The 21,255-nt window shown below is 58.1% G+C and carries 17 protein-coding genes and 4 pseudogenes; 6 read left to right on the top strand and 15 right to left on the bottom strand.

Going from position 1 to position 21,255, the window contains the following annotated elements:
• The first annotated feature begins 124 nt into the window (after positions 1-124).
• The gene (locus MKK69_RS25800; protein WP_243972683.1) at positions 125-811 is read left to right on the top strand and encodes a hypothetical protein; all 687 of its coding nucleotides are present in this window, start codon (positions 125-127) and stop codon (positions 809-811) included.
• 250 nt (positions 812-1,061) lie between these two features.
• On the opposite strand, the pseudogene MKK69_RS25795 reads toward MKK69_RS25800, so the two are convergent.
• From MKK69_RS25795 to MKK69_RS25785, 3 genes and pseudogenes are all read right to left on the bottom strand, one after another.
• Positions 1,062-1,606: pseudogene (locus MKK69_RS25795) on the bottom strand (transposase); the annotation flags it as partial.
• Positions 1,607-1,746: 140 nt separating this feature from the next.
• Positions 1,747-3,993 carry a DUF262 domain-containing protein gene (locus MKK69_RS25790; RefSeq protein WP_243972682.1) on the bottom strand — a complete coding sequence of 749 codons (2,247 nt, stop codon included), beginning with the start codon at positions 3,991-3,993 and terminating at the stop codon, positions 1,747-1,749.
• A gap of 462 nt (positions 3,994-4,455) precedes the next feature.
• Positions 4,456-4,704, bottom strand: a complete 249-nt coding sequence (locus tag MKK69_RS25785) for a hypothetical protein (RefSeq protein WP_243972681.1) — start codon at positions 4,702-4,704, stop codon at positions 4,456-4,458.
• A 947-nt stretch (positions 4,705-5,651) separates the two neighbouring features.
• Here MKK69_RS25785 and MKK69_RS25780 point away from each other — a divergent pair.
• Entirely contained in the window at positions 5,652-6,353 is a 702-nt protein-coding gene (locus MKK69_RS25780) for a hypothetical protein (RefSeq protein WP_243972680.1), read from the top strand.
• Here the strand turns inward: MKK69_RS25780 and MKK69_RS25775 are convergent.
• Genes MKK69_RS25775 through MKK69_RS25770 form a run of 3 tightly spaced genes read right to left on the bottom strand, consistent with a single transcriptional unit; the run spans position 6,350 to position 7,454 of the window.
• Positions 6,350-6,544 carry a hypothetical protein gene (locus MKK69_RS25775; protein WP_243972679.1) on the bottom strand — a complete coding sequence of 65 codons (195 nt, stop codon included), beginning with the start codon at positions 6,542-6,544 and terminating at the stop codon, positions 6,350-6,352. The two genes, MKK69_RS25780 and MKK69_RS25775, sit on opposite strands and share 4 nt — an antisense overlap.
• The gene (locus MKK69_RS31265) at positions 6,541-6,726 is read right to left on the bottom strand and encodes a transposase (RefSeq protein WP_313900888.1); all 186 of its coding nucleotides are present in this window, start codon (positions 6,724-6,726) and stop codon (positions 6,541-6,543) included. Before MKK69_RS31265 ends, MKK69_RS25775 begins: the two co-directional genes overlap by 4 nt.
• Positions 6,663-7,454: an IS1595 family transposase gene (locus MKK69_RS25770; protein ID WP_313900887.1), complete on the bottom strand. Its 792-nt coding sequence runs from the start codon at positions 7,452-7,454 to the stop codon at positions 6,663-6,665. The genes MKK69_RS31265 and MKK69_RS25770 overlap by 64 nt, the downstream gene beginning before the upstream one ends.
• A 421-nt stretch (positions 7,455-7,875) precedes the next feature.
• On the opposite strand from MKK69_RS25770, the gene MKK69_RS25765 reads away from it, so the two are divergent.
• Positions 7,876-8,262, top strand: coding sequence for a PaaI family thioesterase (locus MKK69_RS25765; protein WP_243972678.1), 387 nt, complete (start codon positions 7,876-7,878; stop codon positions 8,260-8,262).
• Positions 8,263-8,618: 356 nt separating this feature from the next.
• Here the strand turns inward: MKK69_RS25765 and tnpB are convergent.
• From tnpB to hsdR, 5 genes and pseudogenes are all read right to left on the bottom strand, one after another.
• A pseudogene (gene tnpB / locus MKK69_RS31430) lies at positions 8,619-8,960 on the bottom strand (IS66 family insertion sequence element accessory protein TnpB); the annotation flags it as partial.
• Positions 8,857-10,695 (bottom strand): AAA family ATPase, encoded by a 1,839-nt coding sequence (locus tag MKK69_RS25760; protein ID WP_243972677.1) that lies wholly within the window; start codon positions 10,693-10,695, stop codon positions 8,857-8,859. The pseudogene tnpB and the gene MKK69_RS25760, both read right to left, overlap by 104 nt.
• 5 nt (positions 10,696-10,700) lie before the next feature.
• Positions 10,701-12,419, bottom strand: coding sequence for a restriction endonuclease subunit S (locus MKK69_RS25755; protein WP_243972676.1), 1,719 nt, complete (start codon positions 12,417-12,419; stop codon positions 10,701-10,703).
• Positions 12,416-13,882 (bottom strand): class I SAM-dependent DNA methyltransferase, encoded by a 1,467-nt coding sequence (locus tag MKK69_RS25750; RefSeq protein WP_243972674.1) that lies wholly within the window; start codon positions 13,880-13,882, stop codon positions 12,416-12,418. The genes MKK69_RS25755 and MKK69_RS25750 overlap by 4 nt, the downstream gene beginning before the upstream one ends.
• A gap of 11 nt (positions 13,883-13,893) precedes the next feature.
• Complete coding sequence (hsdR, locus tag MKK69_RS25745) at positions 13,894-16,233, bottom strand: EcoAI/FtnUII family type I restriction enzme subunit R (protein ID WP_243972672.1); 2,340 nt, start codon at positions 16,231-16,233, stop codon at positions 13,894-13,896.
• 263 nt (positions 16,234-16,496) lie between these two features.
• Between hsdR and MKK69_RS31425 the strand changes: the two are divergent.
• Positions 16,497-16,664 (top strand): annotated as a pseudogene (locus tag MKK69_RS31425) (IS5/IS1182 family transposase); the annotation flags it as partial.
• Between the two features lie 218 nt (positions 16,665-16,882).
• On the opposite strand, the gene MKK69_RS25735 reads toward MKK69_RS31425, so the two are convergent.
• Together MKK69_RS25735 and MKK69_RS25730 are read right to left on the bottom strand one after the other, a co-directional pair.
• A protein-coding gene (locus tag MKK69_RS25735; protein WP_243972670.1) for an IS5 family transposase occupies positions 16,883-17,688 on the bottom strand; the annotation gives its coding sequence in 2 pieces (ribosomal slippage) (positions 16,883-17,352 and positions 17,352-17,688; 807 coding nt in all).
• Positions 17,689-17,952: 264 nt separating this feature from the next.
• Entirely contained in the window at positions 17,953-18,168 is a 216-nt protein-coding gene (locus MKK69_RS25730; protein WP_243972669.1) for a hypothetical protein, read from the bottom strand.
• Between the two features lie 255 nt (positions 18,169-18,423).
• Between MKK69_RS25730 and MKK69_RS25725 the strand changes: the two genes are divergently transcribed.
• The gene (locus tag MKK69_RS25725; RefSeq protein ID WP_243972667.1) at positions 18,424-18,621 is read left to right on the top strand and encodes a hypothetical protein; all 198 of its coding nucleotides are present in this window, start codon (positions 18,424-18,426) and stop codon (positions 18,619-18,621) included.
• Positions 18,622-18,624: 3 nt separating this feature from the next.
• On the opposite strand, the gene MKK69_RS25720 is transcribed toward MKK69_RS25725, so the two are convergent.
• Positions 18,625-19,098, bottom strand: coding sequence for a hypothetical protein (locus tag MKK69_RS25720; RefSeq protein WP_243972665.1), 474 nt, complete (start codon positions 19,096-19,098; stop codon positions 18,625-18,627).
• A gap of 150 nt (positions 19,099-19,248) precedes the next feature.
• A complete protein-coding gene (serA, locus tag MKK69_RS25715) occupies positions 19,249-20,499 on the bottom strand; it encodes a phosphoglycerate dehydrogenase (RefSeq protein WP_243972663.1) in 1,251 nt (416 codons plus the stop codon).
• Positions 20,500-20,823: 324 nt separating this feature from the next.
• Here serA and MKK69_RS25710 point away from each other — a divergent pair.
• Positions 20,824-21,255 (top strand): annotated as a pseudogene (locus MKK69_RS25710) (transglutaminase family protein); the annotation flags it as partial.

The raw sequence follows: 21,255 nt of genomic DNA, 5'->3' as shown, positions 1-21,255 counted from the left end.
GCTGCGTGCGGAATACCTAGTTGCGCCCAAGGACCTTCGCTCGGTCCGAAGCCGATGCCATGGGGCCGCTGAAGCGTTACAATTTAATTAAAGGTCCCACGTGGGACCTCTGGAGGTGTCGCCCATGATGCGTTTCTCGGCCAAATATCGTCGGCCGCAGGCGGGGAAAGCTCCTCCGCCTGCCGCGGAGCAGATCACACAATTAATGAGCGCAAAAATCGAGGATGCTCAACGCGCGGCTCGCGCCTATGAGGCGGGGGAGGGCAAACAAGAGCAGACGATGCAAACAATCATGCAATGCGCGTATGAACTCTACGAGCATATGTCAGAGGACGAGGAAGCAGAAGCTGTTTTGTCGGGCTGGCTCAAAGAAAGAAAGATTCGCATCACGAAGAATACGCCCAATAAATTCGTTCCGCTGTTAAAATTCATTGCACCGAAGATACCGAAGCAAACGATCGGGCGCTCTGCGTCAGTATTGACATACGCAACCCAGAACGAAGTTTCCTTTGTGGAACTTCACGATTTCATAAGAGACAACGGAGGGATCGTTAGCTGCGACAAGGCTGCACGCGAGTCACTTAAGCCAAAACGGCTCCAGAAAGCAGCACAGAGAGATGATGAGAGGTTAATTCAACTTCGTGAGCAAGGCCGGACGCTTTCAAGCGTAGAACTGATGCAAACGCTCCCTGAGGGCATTTCAAGCTGCCTTATCGAGAAGCAAGAAGGCAAAATCGTTCTTCTTGCAGTCAAAGCAGCGACCAACGTCTCGGGCTACGCTCCGTTCGATACGAACGACGAGTTCGGTTAGACGAAACGTCTCATCGTTTTCCGGCTTACCTAGCCTGGAACGTCCGTTCAAGTCGAATTAGGTCGTCGTGCGGTCGGCGCCCAAAAAGGAACCGCCCGCTTCCTTTCAGGTCCGCCGCTTATCGCGCCGATCGGCGTCCAAATCGCGGTCTGGATACCTTGCGTCGCTTGATGGATGCCTGTCATTCCCGCGAGAATATGGTGTTGCGGTTGGCGCGTTTGCGGCTGCCTGAGCGATGTCGCTCCTCAGTGCGGCGCAGTGGGCGCAGCCGCACGCACGAGCCGTCGTTCAGCCACTGGCGGCTGCGTGGCCGGTGCCTTTGTGGGACCTTGAGCCCCTCGCGTCGCCAAATGCGCTGACCCGATCCTTGCCCACCGGCCGGCCCGCTGCCTGCAGCAGCGCGGTGACGTAGCGATAGCTGTAGCGCCCATACTCAGAGGCCAAGGCGGTGATGGCGCGCGTCAGCCCATCTTCGTCGGCAGGCGTGACGTTCCGAGAGGCCGTACCTCTCCTGGATCGCCGCCACTGCCTGCCGGCGTCGCACGGGGGCTACAAGTTTCTTGAAGCAACGTCCGCTAGCACCTGCTTCTCCAAAGACAGGTCCGCAACGAGCGGGCGCAACCGCGCGTTCTCACGCTCCAGGTCCTACATCTTCCGCGCCTGATCGACCTGGAGGCCGCCGTACTCCTTGCGCCACCGGTAATAGCTCGGCTCGGAGATCTCTGCCTCTTTGCACGCTAGCGCTAAGCTTCTGCCTTGGGCCGTCTGCACCTCGATCTGGCGCAGCGTCAGCATAACCTGCTCCGCGCTCGTCTTCTGACCTCACCCCATGTCCGACTTCTTCAGTACTGGCTGATCCTCTCAAAAACCCCGCTCCAAAGCCAGCCGGTCAGGTCAACACCGAGGTACACTCCCACGTTACGTTAAAAATGTGCTCAGCCAAATCGCTGCTTCACATAGTCGGTAATCGACGAGCCGGACAGCTCTGTGGTCGCATTTCCGCCACGCACGAAAAATCGCTGCAAGTTGCCGTCCTTCAAGAAAGCTGCCTTAGGTCCCTTTTCACACCTGATCGCCAGGACTCGACCCGCACCCTCGTCTTGGAAATGGGGATGAACGTATGGAAGGAACACTTCTCCAATCCGATCCTTGACCAAATTCACCAAATGCAGGCCGTACTTATCCTCGTTCTGAAACCCATCAGCATCAAGCCCTAATACTTCCCCGTCATCGGCGACACCAATCAGGAGCGTTCCACCTTTGGCATTCAAAAAACCTGCAATCGTCTTGAGAGCGGCAACCTGAATTTTGTCATCGACCTGACCAGTGTGAAGATTCATTCGAAAAGTCGATTTAAACTCGACGGCTCCCGTTTCACCGCCCGCGATGAGATCGACGATGGCAAGGGGTACTGTGCTAGTTGTGGGAGGGGAGCCAACCGTCAGCATCTGCCAAGCCTGACGGATCACATCGGCCATCCGAATCCGTCGCTGCACCAGAAATTCCTGATATGGCAACTCCCACCACAAATGCGGCAAAGCGTGCCAATTGTAGAGACGATCACGCTCGGCAGCGCTCAGAACATGGTCGAGCATGGGTACATACTCGCTAGGCGCTTTCTTGCCAATTTTAATGTTTGCCGGCCACTCCACGGCGGCAAAGTTGGCGATCTGATTAATCTGCTTCAAATCATCAATTCCTAATTGTTCGAGATAGCCTCGTGGGAATAGATGATGCTGTTCGAGCGACGCTTTAGTACCTTTTACAGCAGGGTCTACGAGTGACGAGATTTTAAGGGGGCTGAAGAGCGCGTTTGCGTCTAGCTTGATAAGAGCGGCTTGATACGCGAACAGGGAAGGACTACGGGACGCAGAAGTTGCAAGCTGGCTTGGCAGCGTGATTGTCCAGTAGTCGCCCGTTAGCGTAGTCACGCAGAGCTCACGCAAACGCGCCAAGTACGCAGCGCCGCCAGGTAGGTCGCGAATTAGCGAAAGGTCACTCTCAAACCGAGTTTCAGGTGAGTTCGTATATCTTCCAGTGAGCGCGGCCATAAAGAAAAATTCAGAGATTGCTTGACGCATAGATGTGCGATCGATTTCGTAATCCCGCAGACCGATAAGATACAAACTGTAGCTAAATATGATTGTATTTCCGGAACTTATCATTTTTTCGCTGCGATAACCAGCAAGCCGAAGACTATCTAGGAAATGGTGCCAGTTAGCGAGGTTAAGAGCGGCCTTTTGGCCAACCTGCATTGAGGCAAATTGGGCCTCTCTACGTTCTGGATCATGAAGCCCCGTCTTCGCGTCGCGTCCACGAAGCGCGCTATAGACATTCTCTAAACGCGCTCGTTTCAGGGAAAGCCCCACGGTGACGCGGAGCAATTGATCGGGCGAGGGTTTGATGAAATGATTGAAAGGGGATGCTTGACCGTCCGAGGGACGTGTCGCTGCCAATGCAAAAGACTCTAATTCAGCTCGCCCCTCATCCCAGAACACCGACATCAACGTCATGATAAAGTCGGCTTGGTTGAGGGCCTTGCCTTTTCCATTGATTCGGACAAACACCTCCGCGATTGTTTCTTCGTCAACGCTTGGGGATAGCGTCAAAGCGACAAAGCTATAGTGAAGCAGATTCCTGAGATGATCGATTGCTTGCTCGATATGCTCAGCTTCGTCGTCAGATATTTCCCGCCCCTCTCGCAAACCATTTAGAAATTCCTTCCGATACGCGCTTGGCTTGAAATCCGGTTGCCACAACATAGAAATGTCGGGGATGAAAGCCTTATCTTTGCGGATCGCGGCGTCCGCGACATCGAATCGTCCCGACAAGGGGTTAAATGCAATCTGGATCTTTTCTTTCTTAAAATTTGAGCGGAGTACTTCGGCCCCTTTGACGACGGCATAAAGCGAGGTCAGCCTTTGCTGGCCATCGACGATTGCTAGTTTTGGAACAGCTTGCGCATTTTTCACGCCTATGCCTTTGAGGCCACTGCCAACGCCAGTCTCCCAGAAAAGCAAAAATCCTGCCGGATATCCACGATAAAGAGAGTCAAATAGGTCGCGAACATTGACATTTGGCCATACAAAAGGCCGCTGCAGCTCAGGAAGTCCGATTTTTCCGAGATCAATATCCTCAATTAGCGCCATAAGGGGATAATTACTCGTGGTGAATAGCGCCAAAGTCGACCCCTTTATTTTCGGAAATGTTTCTTCTCATCATCGATCGCTCAGCCGTACCCTGTCGCAGAGCTGGCTGGAGGCTCGCTTTCACCTGACAGCCTAATCCGAACTTCCTGGTTTGAGAACTGCAAGCCTCCGCCCATTAACAGCAACAGCTGATCGTTTCAGCTCTCCAGCTGCGGGTACCAATTTGCGCATTCGCTGCTGTAAATTCGTCGTCTTTATTTTGGAGGATCTTCGTTTCGGATCACATCAAGCAAGTGGTTTGAGATTGCCGAGCCTGGCGCGACTGAGCCTAGACTATGCTGTGTGGTTTCGCTGGCCGGCCGCTTCATGTATCGTGCGACCTAGGAAAATGAGGATCAGGTCCGTGACGGCCTGCGGCTGGTCCTGCTGCACCCAATGACCGGCACCCTCCACAAAATTTTAGGGACCTATATACGTGTGTGACCTAACGGCCGCTCAACGGCGCCATGCAGGCTCGCCATATTGATTAACGATCCAGTCTGCGATGGCTGCGGCTTCCGCATGCCGACGAGCTGCTGTCATTGCTTTCCAAGCGGAAGTGATTGTTTTATATATTCCTCTTGATCCTTTGTATGTTGCGTAAGGCAGACCATTGTGAGATAGATATTTATATCTTTTGCTGTTAAGTACACTTGCAACTCGATGCGCCGCGATAGTTTTATTGTTTTTGCTGGCGGCTTCCATAGCGAGCTTAGCGATCAAATTGTAGTGCGGTCGCATTGCTAGGGTCCAGTGAGACTGCCTGCTAGGGGTAGTTTAGACGTGAAACGCGTATTTCTGTTCCAAACCGTCGTCGCAAATCGTCAACTTCGCTCGGCTCGCAAGCGATCGGCAACGCTTCGACGCCATGATCCCGCATCCATGCGAAGCGGTGTCGTCCGTTGGTGAAGTCGGCCGCCTCGTCGGTCATCCCGACCACCGGCATCCCGACCCACTCCCGCGTCGTCACGAACCACTCGCCAAACCCTACGTACTTGTAGCGTGAATTCAGAGCGCCGGGTGGAAGGTAGGCCTCCGCATCTAGTCGCCACGCGGCGTCTAGGGAGCGCACGTCAACCCATAAGGCGACATCGCAAGGAACGCCGGGCCGGCGCCGTCGCCATTCATCCTTCCACCGTACTATCCGCTTCTCCATGCGCGCCAGCATCGCCCACGAAAAAGCCCGACGCTAGGCCGGGCTCTGTTACGCTACAGGTTGGCGGTTAAGGCGCTTTGCACCTAGGTGCAGCAGCGTCCATGCCCGCAGACAGACTCGACGCGGCCGAAACGGACACGCTTATACGGGCGGACACGGTGGCAGCGCCGCTTCGGGCGGTGGTGGTAACGGGTGCGCTTGTCCATTGATGGCTCCAATAGCCCCGAGTTGAACCAAGCGCGTGCTGGTGATATACCTCCGCTCGGTGACGAGGTGGCGGCATCAGCCGATACGCCTTGATGACCGGATGGCAGCGGGGCTTTCCCTGCCATCCGGTCGGCCTACCCGGCGGGTCCGTCTCAGAGTTGAAGCCTCTGATTCGGGCCGCCGGCCTCAGGCAAGATTTCTGTACACCACCCCGGTCTTCAATACAACGGGCACTCGCTTTTCAACCGCGAGTGTGCAAATCCTATCCTCAGAAACCGAGGAGAAGGACATGACGGACCGCGCGCTTGCAAACGCTGTGGCGAAGCGCGATTTCGCCAGCGACGAAATTGAAAGCCTTACTCAGCGGATCAGCGCTCTTCGACAGGAAGTGCGCGAGGCCGAAGCGTTCATATCGGCTTGGCATCAGTTCGCAGGCGTCACTCCCGTTGAGACTGCGTTTACCCGATCTGAAGCTGCGCAGCATCGAGCCGGCTCGCATTCAATCAGCGCAGACGGTTTAGCGCAGGCAAGTCCGCTTCGCCGGACGCGGGTACCTGGGAATCCGAAGAAAGAAGAGGTCGCACGTGTTGCGCGTGAAATCATCGAGGAGCGCGGTGAGCCCGTTCTCCGCTCCGTACTGATCCAAGAACTTGCCAATCGCGGTTTGAGCGTTCGGGGGGCAGACCCGGAAATGGTGCTCTCGACGATGCTCTGGCGCGTCCGTGATACGTCGGGCCTCGTTCGCCTTCCAACTGGAGGTTATTGGGTCGCTGATCGCCCACATGAGTCTAGCGGCTATGCGCCCGGTAATGATGCCGAGGTAGCCAAAGATGAAGGCGCCCAATCAGAGCGGCCCGACGATGGCGATGGAGCCGAAGACCTGGCGCCTGATCACAACAAGAAAGTGCCGGTCACATCCCTCGATAGGGTGATTGAAACGCCGCCGGTGCAGCCGCCTCACATCACCTACGCTGGGCGTCGGAACGATTAGTTGCCCGGCTTGCGGGGGCGCTTGGCGCCCGGTTTAGGCGCTGCTTTGACATCAGGCGGTTTCTTCTGTTTCGCCCGCTCAACGCTTTCCTCAACCTCATTCGGCCTCGTGCCGATAAAGCGCTCCAGTGCCTCCCCAAAATCCATATCGAGCCCGAACGGCGGCTCCGTCTTGCGATCCTCGGCGCTCACGCGATCAATACCTTGTAGCGCAGCCGGCCTTCCAAGCCGCTGAAGATCGCATTCATGCGGTTGGTAACGCCCATGTCGCGGTGGTTGAAGCGCCACGTCATCTCAGCGGCGTACCGGCTCAGGTGCTTCGGGCTGACCCAGTGGTGGATGCCGATGATCTGCCTCTTGAGGATTGCCCACACGCTTTCAATCGAGCTGGTATGGAGGCAGTAGCCCGCACGTACTCGCCCGCCCCGTGGTTGACCGTGTGGTGCATGAAATCCTTGCCCAGGCCAGTGTATGCGCCGTGCTCGTCCGTCATCAGGGTTGAGCCCTTGGCGACGTTCTCACGCACAATGGTCTGCACCGTCTGGGCCTTGAGGTCCGTCACAACGGCTGTGCGTAGCTCGCCTTCGCGCTCGATAATCCCGAGCACGATCGCCTTGCCGGCGCCGCCCTGCGTGCCGCCCTTGCGGTCCTTGGCGTGCTTGTTCTTCTCTTTGCCGCCGACGTAGGTCTCGTCCGCCTCGACTGTGCCCTTGAGCGGCGCGTTGAACGACTTGGTGCGCGCGGCGTGCCGCAGACGGTGCAGGACGAACCACGCCGATTTCTGAGTGATCTTGAGGTCTTTGGCGAGCGTCGTGCTAGCAATGCCCTTCGGATGGTTCGTGATGAGCCAAATCGCCATGAACCACTTGCGCAGAGGCAGTTTGGTATCCTCAAAGATCGTCCCGACCTTGATCGAGAACCGCTTGTGGCAGTCGCCGCACTTGAACGTCTTGCTGTCTGAGAACGAATAGATGCGATTGCCGTTGCAGTGCGGGCAGAACTTACCGTCGCGCCAGCGGATCGCGCGGAAATGGTCAACGCACGTCTGCTCGTCGGGGAACGCCGCCATCAGGTCGAACAAGCTGTCGAACTTCGCGAACACGGGCGGCCTCCGTCTATGCGAGAAACCTACGCCCCCGCGGCGTCTGGGTCAAACACGTATATAGGTCCCAAATTTTACCCGCGGGAATGGCCGCAAATCCGCGTGCTCGTGCGCTCCAGTGCGCCGGGTGTCTGAAACCGCATCAGTCGCTGCGCCTGGCCGCGAACAGCGCCGACACCTGAATCCACCGTCCAACGAGCCGCTCGAGGTCGCGAACGAGGCCCCCATCCATGCGGCACCGGTAATCTAGAGGTCAAAATCCGACGCTTGGTACCCATTCGTGCCCGGCGCCAGGTGGTTTGCACGTCCTCATGCCTGAGCCATGATCGGCGGGATTGGGGAGGAACAGCCATAAAGGCGATCCAGGACCACTACCCGCCGAACTTCGCCTAATGCTACGGCTGCGGCCCGGCAAATCCCCATGGCCACCACCCAAAAAAGCTTCCTGCTGGGCGACCGGACCGAAGCCCACTTCACCCCGGACAAGATCTACAGCGGCGGCGTCCCGGACGACGTCTACGGCGGGATGATCGCCTCGCTCCTCGACTGCCATGGGACCGCTTCAGCAGCGGCATTCGCCTATCGCGACCGGGGGCGGGTTATGGGTGACGACGGCGCGCCCATCCGGTTCGTGACTGCCTCTCTGCAGATCGACTTCCGCAAGCCGACGCCGCTCGGTGAGGAACTGCTCATCACGGGCACGCTCAAGTCCTTAGACGGCCGGAAGGCGCAGGTGTCGCTCTCGCTTTCGGCGGCCGGCGTGGAGTGCGCCTATGGTGAGATGCTGGCAGTCGAACTCAGGGCCTGAGGTCTGCGACAGGCCGGAGACGCTCCACACGAGGCGGTACCAAGCGCCGGATTTTGACCACTAGCAGCGCGCCATGGAAGCCGGTTCGGGCGTACTTCGCCGCGTAAACGCCGAGTTCTCGATCCGTCAGCCACGCACAGGTGGCGCGCTCGCCCGCCGGCATCTCTGGCGCAATCGGCTCAGGCATGCTCCGGCCAATATCCATTCGGTGACGTCACGGCACGCACGCATCTGGCTCAGGCGCCTAGACTCGGCACCGTCGGCCGCCACCAACTCGCGTCCCTCGTGAGAAACATGATCGTCTCGGATTGGGTACAACAAAGCACGCTCGATTGAGCCACGGCACCGGCTGCCGGCGTCGGCCCGAGAAAGCGGCCTTGTTCCAACGTATTGGCGTAGAGCGACAGCTCGAGGCCGTCGTGCCAGAGGCGTTTGATCAAGTCGCCGCGCCGCCCGTGGAACACATACAGAAGTTGCGCTTCCGGTTTCGGCGGAAAGAGCAATTTCAGGCCAATGTTTGCTTCGAGCCCTTCAAGCCGGTCGAAATCTAGGACATTGCCGACCGTGACAGAAAGGGATGTGGCAAGGAAGTGCCTAAATTCGCGAGAGAACGAAATCGAAGATAGGCTTGAACACAACGAGATGCTGAGCCGGGATTTGCGGCACGACCTCAGACGCAAACCTAAGCTTGTCACCATTGAATTTGATCCAGCCAGCCCTGTCGTTCACATCCACTGCAAAATGTTGCTCGATGCCGGGAGCATCTTTCAATAAAAGCTCAATGCTCAGCCGCGACTCCCCTTCGAAAGTCCGGTTGGTGTTAGAATTCCATACTTGGTTGCGGACGCTCAAGCCGTTCGATACCGGCAGAAGCATCGCGTACCCTTCGAAACTCCGATGTTTTACGGTAAGGCATTTCTCGATGTCGGGCTCTATGAGTTCACCAAGTTGCGACCAATCTTGGTAGGCACCATCGAAATCGAATAGCGCGAAGAATTTTCGCCCGGGATTTCCTTGATAGAGAGACTGCCGCTTCATTAGGTTGCGCAAAAACGCACAGTCGAATGCCTGTACGATTTCAAAAGGGCATGTTTGTCCTGGAAATAGATTTATCCAAGCAGATCTAAGAATAAATACGTCCGAAATACCTTCAGTGAAAAGTACAGGTCCAGTTGTATTGTCTAGTAATCTCTCGATGTTAAGCGCGGCCTCTTTCTCGGAGAAGATGATCAGACCCGCCGACAGGGATTTGATCAGCTCACCTTTGTCCTTCTCCTGCGCCTCGGTTCTTACACCGGTGAATTCGATCTGCCTGATCCTGCACTCAACCTTCGCGGCGATTGTCGAGGCGCTGTGACTGCTCATCAGGATGTGGTTCGTTCGCGCCCCGTGATTTGAGATTGCAAGCGTCTGATGAAGAAAGTCGAACTGCCACTCAGGATGGAGGAAGGCGTCTGGTTCATCCAGCAGCGTAATGCATTCGCGATCCTTGAAAAGCTCGGAAATCGCGAAAAGGTAGACGGACTGGAATTGCCCGTCGCTGAAGGCGCGCGACGAAACCTCAGTGTTGGCAGCCAAACGGACCGGGATCGAGATATCCGCGATCATGTTGAGCGCCCGCAGCGCATTAAACTGACAAAACACCTCGTCTGACGGCAGAGTGTCGAACACCTTACGGTATTTGGCGACATCGATACCAAGCTCGTAGGTATCACTATCGCGATCATAGAGTGAAGCTGGCGAGAAATCCTCTGTGATGCAGCGCATTAACTGGTCAAGGAACGTACGGGCGATTCCTTTCACGCCCCAGAACAGCTGCCCATTATCTAGTGGGTCATATTGCCGGGTCTTATGCGCAACCACTGGCCTGCGGAGCTTCAACCGAGTGGTGCCGCCCGTCACCTCAATCCCAAGCTTGGTGCAGAGAAAGCGCCGCGCCTGTGAAGCCTCCGGAAGCATCAGCATCAATGCTACAAGTAGGGTCTTGTAATCCGGCCCGATGCCAATGAAGCGCGGGCTTGCGGCAACATTGGCCTTTTTCACCGATCGGCGATAGCTGTCGCGATATCGACGGATCAGCGCAGCAACCGTATTGTTCTGGCCGGAATAGTAGACGATCACATTTGCCGGCATTCGCGTCTTGCCGAGCTGTTTTCGCGCGACGCCATTGATAGACATCTGCCGGCTAAACCAACGGAGCGTCGTGGTTGCACCGCCGATATCCCATGCGACCTCGTAGTCGAAGTCGGGGCCGGGGCTACTCACTTTGAAACCGTAGATGTGATCGAATATCTCAATCAGAGCTTCAAGGAAATTGGATTTCCCCGAGCCGTTCCTGCCGACAAAAATGTCGATGAAATGATCGCCCTCGAAGTTCAGTGAAAAGTCCCGGAGGTTCTTGTACTGACTGATGAAAACCGAGTTCAGGCGCATCAGGCTTATGCCATCAACTTGGAAGTTATAGCGTTAGCGATTTTGACCTCAGCTGCTAGCGCCGTCGAAAGCTGCTTCTTAAGTAACTCGCAAAGACTTGAGAGCTCCGAGAACTTATCCAAAATGCGCTGTTGTTCCGGTTTGGGCGGTAGAGGAATCGGAAATGCGCGAACAACCGTCATGTTCACTCTAGGAGCCGCGCCACCAGTCGTCATTTCCCTCGCATAGTCGGTCGTCCACGGTGCGTTGAGGACAAGCTCGAGGAACGACGGAAGAATTGAGTCATTTACCCTTATCAGCATAAGCCGCTGTCCCAGACATAGTACTGTTCCTTCTGGGATGCGACATGCAACTCCCAGGATGCCGCCCTCCCTTTTAAACAGAATATCTCCAGGCCTGGGCTTCAGTCGTTCTATCCGCTCAATGAATGTTTCTTCCGAAACGTAGTTTGGCTTTCTGAGGTCTAGATACCCCGGCATGATCTGCTCGGATTTTGCGCACAGGTAGCCTTCGGTTGTCCATTTGGGTGTCGTGTGTGGACAGTCGACTATGTGGCTTGAAACACGGCTCAGCGGCTCAATTGTCCAGCATACTGGCAGCGAAAACTTCTTTGCACGAGTGGCATATGCTTTCGTGTCGTACGTTTCAGCGGCTGCGTCTGGTCTGAGCCGCCTCTGGTTGGAACAATCTTCATTCCGATCCTGTCGTGCGAGTTTGCCCGTCACCGCGAATTGCAGGATTGTTTGCTTCAGCTGGTCGATGCTGGCTTCCGTGGTGAAAAGCGTGTCGAAATGTGCCTCGATGCGCGCCCAGTTCTTAGTCAGCTCCTCGGCGTTCCGGCTTCTGGTCAGCGTTGCGAGGAGATTGCTAACCAGTAGCTCATGCGCCTCAATTGCACGGTAGCTCTCGGCTTCCAGTGCGTCGCACAGGGTCATTAGTTCATCGACTTTCTCGAAGATACGACGCTGCTCCGCGAGGGGCGGAAGGGAGATTGGAGCAGCTCGAGCCTTGTCTGTGCCAAGCCGAGGCAGGTTCATACCATGCGTCGAATTCGTCGCCAGATCGATAAAGAAGGGGGATTTCAAGAAAAGGCGCAAATACTCCGGTGTCAAACCAGGAAAGGCCCGAATGGGTACCATCTCCGTTGTACAGACGCCCGGCTCATCAGCGATAATGACTTTATCGAGGTATGGTCGAAGTTTCCCATAAATAACGTCGCGAGTATCAAAGCGATTTTTCTGACTTTGGTATGGACGTTCTGCGTGCCGAACTCGTTCAATTAATCGGGAGGTGCCCTTCTCAATATCCTCTAGTTCTAGTACCCAAATCTCCGGTGCAACATCGCCGGGATCGGCCTTTTCTGTGTCGCCATAGTTGGTCACTAAGCCTAATCGTGCCCAAGCCCAAGAATCAGGGATGGCGAATGGCCAGACATTGCCGTTTGTCGAAGTGACCTGTGGAACTACCTTCTTCGAAGTAGGGCCGCGTTGATCAGTTCGATGGCGCGTCTTCAATAAAGCTGACGCGGGTTCATCATCGGCTTCCTGCGGAACCAGCACCCCCCGTACCGCTAGATCCAGAATGAGCGAACGCAGCTTCTCGATGCCGTAGAGGCTGAACTTCTTCGATCGGCCACGGCCAGCTGAGGAGCGACGTTCAATCGCGCTTGTCCAGACGTCGAGATTGCCAGTCAAAATATCTGCAATGCTTGCCACACCGCTCACCGTGATAGGGCTGCGGAGAGGGTAGCCCTCAGCTCGTCGCGCAACGATTGGATGGCGTCTCGCGTTTCGCCATAAGCGAGCAGCAACTTTTCGGTATCATGCTCCACGGTAGCAGCCTGATAGGGGTTCTTGCGATCCAAATTGTAACCGTTGGCCGCTATCTCATTTGCACCAACTCTCCAAGCCTGCGAGGTTGGCTTGCGCGCCTTGAAGCCATCCGCTTCGTTACCCCACCAATCTTGCTCAGCTTGAAACTCTTCAAACTGCATTGGTCTGGTTTTACTGTAGCTGTTCACGCCCTCCGGATAGGGGTGCTCGTAGAACCAAATATCTTTGGTCGGTACGCCCTTGGTGAAGAACAAAATATTAGTCTTGATGCCGGTGTAGGGAGCGAAGACGCCGTTCGGCAATCGCACGATCGTATGCAGGTTGCACTCTTCCAAGAGCTGCCTTTTCAGGGTCGATTTCGTGCCTTCTCCGAAGAGGAAACCATCCGGCAGCACCACAACCGCGCGGCCCTGCGCACGCAGCAGCTTGATGATCAGCGCCATGAAAAGGTCAGCCGTCTCTCGCGTGCGCAGATGCGTGGGGAAATTGTTCTCGATGCCATCCTCCTCCATGCCGCCGAAAGGCGGGTTGGTGGCGATGACATGAACGCGATCCTTGTCGCCGTAATCTCGATACGGCTTCGAAAGCGTGTTTCCGTGCTTGATGCCCGACGGCGTATCGATCCCGTTGAGGATCATGTTCGTCACGCAAAGCATATGGGGAAGCGCTTTCTTCTCCACCCCCCGAATAGTTCGCCTGAGCGTTTCCTCCTCAACTGCCGACCTCACCAGTTTCCGCTTGTGTTCGATGGTGCATGACAGAAAGCCGCCTGTACCGCAGGCCGGATCGAACACGATCTCATTTAGTTTTGGACTCAGTCGGTCGATGATGAATTTTGTCACGGCACGCGGGGTGTAGAACTCCCCGGCGTTGCCCGCGCTCTGGAGGTCCTTGAGGATCTGCTCGTAGATCGCACCAAAGGTATGTCGGTCTTCACGGCTGTTGAAATCAATCTCGTTGATCTTGTTGATCACCTGGCGAATCAGCGTGCCGTTTTTCATGAAATTGTTCGCGTCTTCGAAAACATCACGAACCACGGACGCCTTGTGCCCTAGATCGCCAGGGGGCGGGACTAGGGTTTTTAGCTTGGGGAAAAGTTGCAGGTTGACGAACTCAGCGAGTCTTTCGCCCGTTAGCCCCTCCTTGTTAGCCGCCCAGCTTCGCCAGCGCAGATGTTCCGGCAAGGGGGACTTGTAGTCGTCCTCCACGAGTTCAAGCTCAGCTTCCCGGTCATCATAAATTTTGAGGAAGAACATCCAGACCATTTGGCCAATGCGTTGTGCATCGCCATCGACACCGGCGTCTTTGCGCATGATGTCCTGAATGGACTTGATAATACCTGAGATATTGCTCATTCGTTCGACGCCTACCCGTAAATCTGGTCTTCTAGTTCTTTGAGGGCCTGCTCGTACTTCGCCTTGCCGCCAAACGAACCATTAATGATTTCGATCGGGGTCCCGATATCCGCAAAGGGCCTCAGGCGAAGCACCTTTGGTTCCTCAATCGTGGTTATGCCCTCATCAGCGTATTTGTCGAGCAGTCCTTCAAGCACCGCGCGGGCCTTCTCGCTGTACTTCGCGAAGTAGTTGCGCTTTTTGACTTTTTCGGCGCGCTCCCGGCGCGTCAAAGGCGGCTGGTCATAGGCAATATGGCAAAGGAGATCAAAATCGCCGACGTCCTTGCCGACCTCCTCTGCCAGATTGGGAAGCAAGATGCCGTGCTCTTCCAACTCGTCGATGATCGCCTTTTTGCGATCGCTCGCGCGCCATTTCTGGATGAATTGATCCAGCGATCGATATTCTAAGACGATCTGCTTACGGGCAAAATCGCGGTAGGATTCTGTGATCAGCTTACCATCGGGTCCAACATATTCGATACGCTCAGCTATGATCTGGGCATCCACCCCGCTAATTCGAATTTTGGTAATACCCGGTTCGTCGTCTGAGCCGCCGCCGTCGGGATAGTCGCCATCTTCCGTCCCTGGGTCAGGCGGGACAGGACCATCATCCGTGCCGGGCTCGTAGATGACGACCGGCTCGCCATCGAACGCTGGATCTCGAAACAGCTCGGTTGCCTTTTTAAAGTCCATGATCGTGAAAAAAAATTTGTTGTTTTCCTCGTCGATCCGCGTGCCACGCCCGATAATCTGCTTAAACATGGTCATGGAGTTAATCGTACGGTCGAGGACGATTAGCTTGCAGGTTTTAGCGTCTACACCCGTCGTAAGAAGCTGTGATGTGGTAGCAATAACAGGATAGGGCTCTTCGGGGTCGATAAACCGGTCCAGCTCGGCTTTGCCCTCGGTGCTGTCTCCTGTAATACGCATGACGTATTTCGAGTTGTCGCGGGCCAAGTCACCAGCCGCGTTGACAATCGCCTTGCGCATCCGTTCGGCGTGGTCAATGTCCTCACAGAAAATGATGGTCTTCGACATCGGATTTGTAGCCTTTAGCAGCTTCATCACGCGCTCCGCAACCAGCTTTGTGCGCTTGTTGAGGACTAGAATACGATCAATGTCCTTCTGGTTGTACTCGCGTTGCTCGACATTGTTTCCGAGATCATCGACCATTCCAGGAGGCGGGGTCCAACCCTCGACGTCTCGATCGATATCGATACGGATAACTTTGTATGGCGCGAGAAAGCCGTCTTCGATCCCCTGCTTGAGGGTGTAAGTGTAAACGGGCTTGCCGAAATAAGTGATATTCGAAACGTACTCGGTTTCTTTCGGTGTCGCGGTCATGCCGACCTGAACCGCTCCATGAAAGTACTCCAAAATCTCCCGCCACGCTGAGTCTTCTGCTGCGCTGCCACGGTGACACTCATCAACGACGATGAGATCAAAGAAATCCCGCGAGACTGATTTGAAAATCTTGTCAGACTCTTCTTGACCCGTCAGCGTCTGATAAAGCGCCAGATGCACCTCATAGGCTGGATCAATCCTGCGATTTTTCACCTTAGTCATGACCGTCCCGAACGGCTTAAAGTCATTAACTAGAGTTTGGTCAACAAGGATGTTCCGGTCGGCCAGGAACAAGATACGCTTCGCTACCCCAGCTTTCCACAGCCGCCAAATGATCTGAAAGGTAGTGTAGGTTTTCCCGGTTCCTGTCGCCATCACGAGAAGCAGCCGCTTTTGTCCCTTGGCGATCGCTTCAACTGTCCGATTTATTGCCTCAACCTGATAATAGCGAGCCTCTTTGCCATCGGAGTCGACATGATAAGGCTGCTCAACCAGTGCAATTTCTTGATCCGCGATGTTGTTCATCAGCCGGTATCTGCTCCACAGCTCTTGCGGAGGAGGAAACTGATCGAGCGGGAATTCAGTCTCAATGTCCTGTCCCGCCGTCGCTGTTTTATTGTGCGATGCAAAACCGTCGCCGTTGGAGCTAAAGGCGCTCGGTAGCTGCAAAATCTCTGCGTATCCAAGGGCTTGCTGCAAGCCATGCGAAACGGAAAAATTGTTGTCCTTGGCTTCAATGATAGCGATCGGAAGCGATGGTTTCCAGTATAGGACGTAGTCTGCAAATTTCTTCTTCTTCTTATTTCGCGAAGATAAATTTCCTCGGACAATTACTGGCCCGGGCGTAAGCGTCACTTCTCGTCTGATCTGAGTAAATGGGTCCCATTTCGCAGCTTTAATTGCTGGAGTGATAAATAGATCGCAAATGTCGGACTCACTGAGCTTGAGTTTTTCTTTTTTCTCCACTCAGAAGCCCCCCTCTTTGCGATCCAGCGAATGTAACGATGATGACCCAAGCTTAGCAGCCATCACAACAAAACGAGGTGGGATTAGCAAGGTGAGAATTGGCTTTTGTCATTCCAGCCGCATCCCCCGAGTTCAGGCATGCCCTAGATAGGGAGATCATACAACCGATTGCTATCGCTTGCATTTTCTTCCGTGGGTTGGGGTTTCGGGGCAGAAGGATCGCGACGGCATGGTTGTTCTGGCTTTAGGATGGAGCATGGGCGCGGATCGAGCCACATCTACCCCACAGCCGACCCGGCAAACCTTGGGTCGACGACAGGCGGGTGATCAACCAGCTCAAGCAGTATCGCCGCATCGCCAGCTGCTACGAGAAGCGAGCCGCCAATTACCTCGCTATGGTGACGCTCGGCACGACCATGCTCTGGCTCAAATGCCTTTGCAGAGACGCCCTAGTGAGAGCTGCAGGCCTTTGGCACTTCCTTCGTGACGACGGGTGAATCTACATTTCGATTAGTCTTACCGTCACCAAAGGGCGCGCCAGTCACGCGAGATGGCCAGCAACCAGCGCTCTGCCTGATCAGATCCTGCGTACGTCTCGGCTACCGTCGCGCCGAATGGAAGCGGTGACGCCAGCCCTCATTTAGAGCGCCTAACAGAACCGTCTGATCTGGTTGAGGGTGATGAGGCTGGCGGCGAGGCTCGTGAAGGCCTCGTAGATGTCTGCGCGTCGCTCATAGCGGATGGGCAATCGACGGAAACGGTTGAACCAGGCGTGGGTGCGCTCCACGACCCAACGGTGACGACCGAGTTTCTCGCTGCTCTCGATGCCCTTACGTGCGATGCGTGGGACGATCCCCCGCGCTCGGCACTCCTGGCGGCGAGGTCTGGCATCGTAGGCCTTGTCAGCGTGCAGCTTGTCCGGACGGCGTCGCGGTCGTCCGCGCCGACCGCTCCGCACAGACGGGATGGCATCGAGGGTGGCCGCCATCATGACGGTGTCGTGCCGGTTGGCACCGCTCAGGCAGAAGCCGAGCGGCGTGCCGCGCGCGTCGGTGACGAGATGGCGCTTCGTGCCCGCCTTGCCCCGGTCCGTCGGGTTCGGGCCGGTGGCAGGCCCCCCTTTTTGGCCGGGACAGACGCGCTGTCCAGGCAAGCCCGGCTCCAGTCGATCTCCCCTGCTGCGTGCAGGCGCTCCAGCAACACGTCATGCAGATGGCTCCAAACGCCCGCCGCCTGCCAATCCCGCAGTCGCCGCCAACAACTCATGCCGGAGCCGCAGCCCATCTCGGCCGGCAGCATTTCCCACGGCAGCCCCGAGCGCAGCACGAACAGGATGCCCGTGAGTGCGGCCCGGTTCTCAATTGGACGACGCCCGCCCTTCGGACGCGGCCGAGGCGGCGGCAGGAGCGGCGCGATCTCATCCCAGAGATCAACGGGAAGAAGCAGTCTGGCCATGCCAAACCAACGCTGAAAACCCCGCTCGGTGCCGTTCTGTTAGGCGCTCTTACTTCCGCCCGTCCGGTCGGATGTGCCACGGACCGCACGGGCTTCGTACGGTGTACGGGCGCTTCGCGACGTCCTGCGCTGGGTCCCGGGGCGCATTCCGCTGGCGTTTTATGCGTCCGGAACAGGGGATGGACCGAACAAAGCCGCGCGACACCGTGAAAGGTCTGGCCGGCTGGACTTGCGGACGGGTCTGCGCAGGCCGCCCTACGAGAATCACTGCTTGGCGCGGTTGATGATCGACCAGAGGACCCGGGCCACGGATTCGGTGACGGTGCGACGGTACTTGCGATGGACGAGCTGGCCGTTGTGAAAGACGTCCTGCTCCACGTAGAGCCTCTCGCCGTCCCAGCGGACGATGTTGTCAGATTCGAACGTCTCCTCGACTCCGAGATCGCCTCGGATGATCGAGCTCCCTGTCTGGCTCAGCATACGCGCGTCCTCGTTCACGCCATCGATTCCCGGTCGGAAGCACCGCCCCGGCTCTCGCCGCACCGTCGCGGGCGGCCCCCGATCCGGACAGCATAGGAGGGCATGGCGCGACATGCCAGCGACGCCGCCGACGCAAACGCGCCGCCGTAACACGGCTTGGACGAGACCGGTCGCCCGCCCGGGGTATCCGATGTGCGCTTTTGCACGTCCAGAGCCGGGCGCAGGTGCAATGATGATGGAGCGCGCCAGGGCTGCTTGCAGGACATGTCCTGGGCCCGCGAGCCCGCCATGGAGGCGCTCATGCTCGTTCGCCCGTTCCGCTTCGTCGCCCCGGCGATCGCGGCCCTTGGCCTGATCGGCCTGCGTCTCCTCAGCCCCCTCGTCGGACCGCCGACGCCCCCATCGCCCGGGGCGGTCGAGGATCGGCGCGTCGTGTTCCGTCACTACCTCTGACGCTCAGCCCCGGCGGTCGAGGACGATCCCCGGCACCGCGCAGGCGGGCTGCGCCATCGGTCCCAGAACGATGTCGCCCTGCTGCGGGTTGTTGACGGTGAACGGCGCGGTCTCCTGCAGGCCGATGAAGCCCCGTCCGATCTGCGGCACGAACAGGTCGCCGCCGAAGCGCACGAAGCACCGGTCGAGCACGGCCTCGTAGTCGAAGGTCCTCTGGGTCACCGGCGAACCCCCGGCCTGCGGCACGCCGCAATAGGCGGCGAGGTCGAGCTGTCCGGGCCGTGACAGGCGCACCGGCAGGGATTGCCCCGGGAGCAGCATGGCCGGCGGCCCGCCGTCCTGGCGTGCCACCAGGACGAGATTCGAGCGGTTGTAGACGCGGCGCAGGCAATCCGCCGAGGCACCGGAGGGGGCCGAGGCCGTCCCGGCGAGACCGAGCGCCAGCCCGAGCCATGCGCACCAAACACGCTTCGTCACCGCAAATCCTCCGCCGGTCGACCGTTCGATCAGTATCGGCCGCGTGTCACTAGAACAGCGGCCAGCGTGGCCGCGCAAGACGAACGCTGCAACACGGCGACCGTTCACACCCGCGGCGTCGATATCGCCGATCTCGGTGGTGAGCCGCGCTCAGCGCCGCTCGTAGAGCAGCCGCGCCCGGATCGTACCCGGGATCGCCCGGATCTCCGTGAGCAGCGATTCGGCATCCGTATCGGTGGCATCGGTCTCCAGCACCACGTACCCAACCTCGCCGTCGGTCTGGTAGAACTGCGCCGCGATGTTGACGTGACCGCGGGAAAACACGTCGTTCAGGCGGCCGAGCATGCCGGGCAGGTTGCGCTGGACGTGGATGAAGCGCGTGCCCGTCGGCCGGGCAGGGAGCTGGACCTGCGGGAAATTGACCGCCCCGACCGTCGAGCCGATGTCGGAGTAATCCACGAGCTTGCGCGCCACCTCGGAGCCGATGCGCTCCTGGGCCTCCTCGGTGGAGCCGCCGATATGCGGGGTGAGGATCACGTTCTCGATCCCCTGGAGCGGGCTCACGAAGGGTTCGGCATTGGAGCCGGGCTCCACCGGGAAGACGTCGATGGCCGCACCCTTGAGGTGTCCGTCGCGCAGGGCCGCCGCCAGGGCGTCGAGGTCGACCACCGTGCCGCGGGCGTTGTTGATCAGGAAGGCACCGGGCTTCATCGCACGGATCTCGGCCGCGCCGATCATGTTGGCGGTGGCCTCCGTCTCGGGCACGTGCAGCGAGACCACGTCGCACTGGCCGAGCAGGTCGTGCAGGGTCTTGGTCGGCTCGGTGTTGCCGTGGCGCAGCTTGTCGGTGTGGTCGTAGAACAGCACGCGCATGCCCATGGCCTCGGCCAGCGTCGAGAGCTGCGTGCCGATATTGCCGTAGCCGACGATGCCGAGCGTCTTGCCGCGGACTTCGAGGGAGCCCAAAGCCGACTTGTCCCACCGGCCCGCATGGGCGCCGACGGACCGCGGCACGATCCGGCGCAGCAGCATCACGATCTCGCCGATCGTCAGTTCCGCAACCGAGCGGGTGTTGGAGAAGGGTGCGTTGAACACCGGGATCCCCCGGTGACGCGCTGCTTCCAGGTCCACCTGGTTGGTGCCCACCGAGAAGCAGCCCACCGCCAGCAGCCGGTCCGCCGCCTCGAACGCCGCGGCGTCGAGCTGCGTGCGCGAGCGGATGCCCACCATGTGCACGCCCTGCAGCGCCTCGTGCAGGGCCTCCCGGTCCAATGCCTTCGGGAGCCGGATCAGGTTGGTGTAACCGGCCGCCTGCATCAGCCCGACCGCGCTGTCGTTGATGCCTTCGAGCAGCAGGACCCGGATCTTGTCCTTGGGCATGGAGAGCTTGTCGGGCGTCATCGGCATCGATCGGCTGGCGAAGGGTCGCGGCGGCCGAGTGGCTGCCGACCGCGGCGCAGGGCCCGCAGGGATACGAGGCCGCCCTGTGCGACGCAACATGGCGCAGGAACAGGCCAGGATCGCCCGAACGGTATGCGGCCGGCTCCGGGACCGCGCCCGCGCGCGCAATCGACATCCCCGCTGCCATGCCGAATATTCGGGCACCGCGACGCCCGAAACAGCAACGCGCTGTGGAACCGGGTCCACATTCGAGTTTTTACGGGCCTGTACTGTCCACGTCGCCTTCGCTCGGCCCCGCGCCGATCTTCGATACGGTCCTTCCCAATGCACGTCCGCACCGGCTTCACGATCACCCTCGACACCTTCGGCCCGACCCCGATGAACCTGCTCCTGAACGTGCGTCCGGAGCGCCAGGGCGATCTGGTCACGCCGGAGGTCATCACCTTCGATCCCCCGGTGCCGGCGCTCCAGCACATCGATGCCTTCGGCAACCTGTGCACGCGCATCGTCGCCCCCGGCGGCCCGATCACCATGGCGGCGGATTTCACGATCGCCGACGACGGCCTGCCCGACCCGGTGGTACCGGAGGCGCGCCAGATCGCGGTCCAGGATCTGCCGGACGCGGTGCTGATGTTCCTGCTCGGCTCGCGCTACTGCGACACCGACAAGCTCTCGCAGACCGCCTGGTCGCTGTTCGGCTCGACCCCGGAGGGCTGGGCCCGGGTCCAGGCGATCGTCGACTACGCCCACGAGCGC

This window comes from Methylobacterium sp. J-026, assembly GCF_022829585.1.
Lineage (GTDB): Bacteria > Pseudomonadota > Alphaproteobacteria > Rhizobiales > Beijerinckiaceae > Methylobacterium.
This window is presented reverse-complemented; position numbering and strand designations above follow the sequence as displayed.

Bases quoted from the DNA above. Each gene is read 5' to 3' on its own strand.
- MKK69_RS25800 (WP_243972683.1), top strand. From the start codon at position 125: ATGATGCGTTTCTCGGCCAAATATCGTCGGCCGCAGGCGGGGAAAGCT.
- MKK69_RS25785 (WP_243972681.1), bottom strand. From the start codon at position 4,704: ATGGAAGCCGCCAGCAAAAACAATAAAACTATCGCGGCGCATCGAGTT.
- MKK69_RS25780 (WP_243972680.1), top strand. From the start codon at position 5,652: ATGACGGACCGCGCGCTTGCAAACGCTGTGGCGAAGCGCGATTTCGCC.
- MKK69_RS25765 (WP_243972678.1), top strand. From the start codon at position 7,876: ATGGCCACCACCCAAAAAAGCTTCCTGCTGGGCGACCGGACCGAAGCC.
- MKK69_RS25760 (WP_243972677.1), bottom strand. From the start codon at position 10,695: ATGCGCCTGAACTCGGTTTTCATCAGTCAGTACAAGAACCTCCGGGAC.
- MKK69_RS25750 (WP_243972674.1), bottom strand. From the start codon at position 13,882: ATGAGCAATATCTCAGGTATTATCAAGTCCATTCAGGACATCATGCGC.
- MKK69_RS25730 (WP_243972669.1), bottom strand. From the start codon at position 18,168: ATGCTGAGCCAGACAGGGAGCTCGATCATCCGAGGCGATCTCGGAGTC.
- serA (WP_243972663.1), bottom strand. From the start codon at position 20,499: ATGACGCCCGACAAGCTCTCCATGCCCAAGGACAAGATCCGGGTCCTG.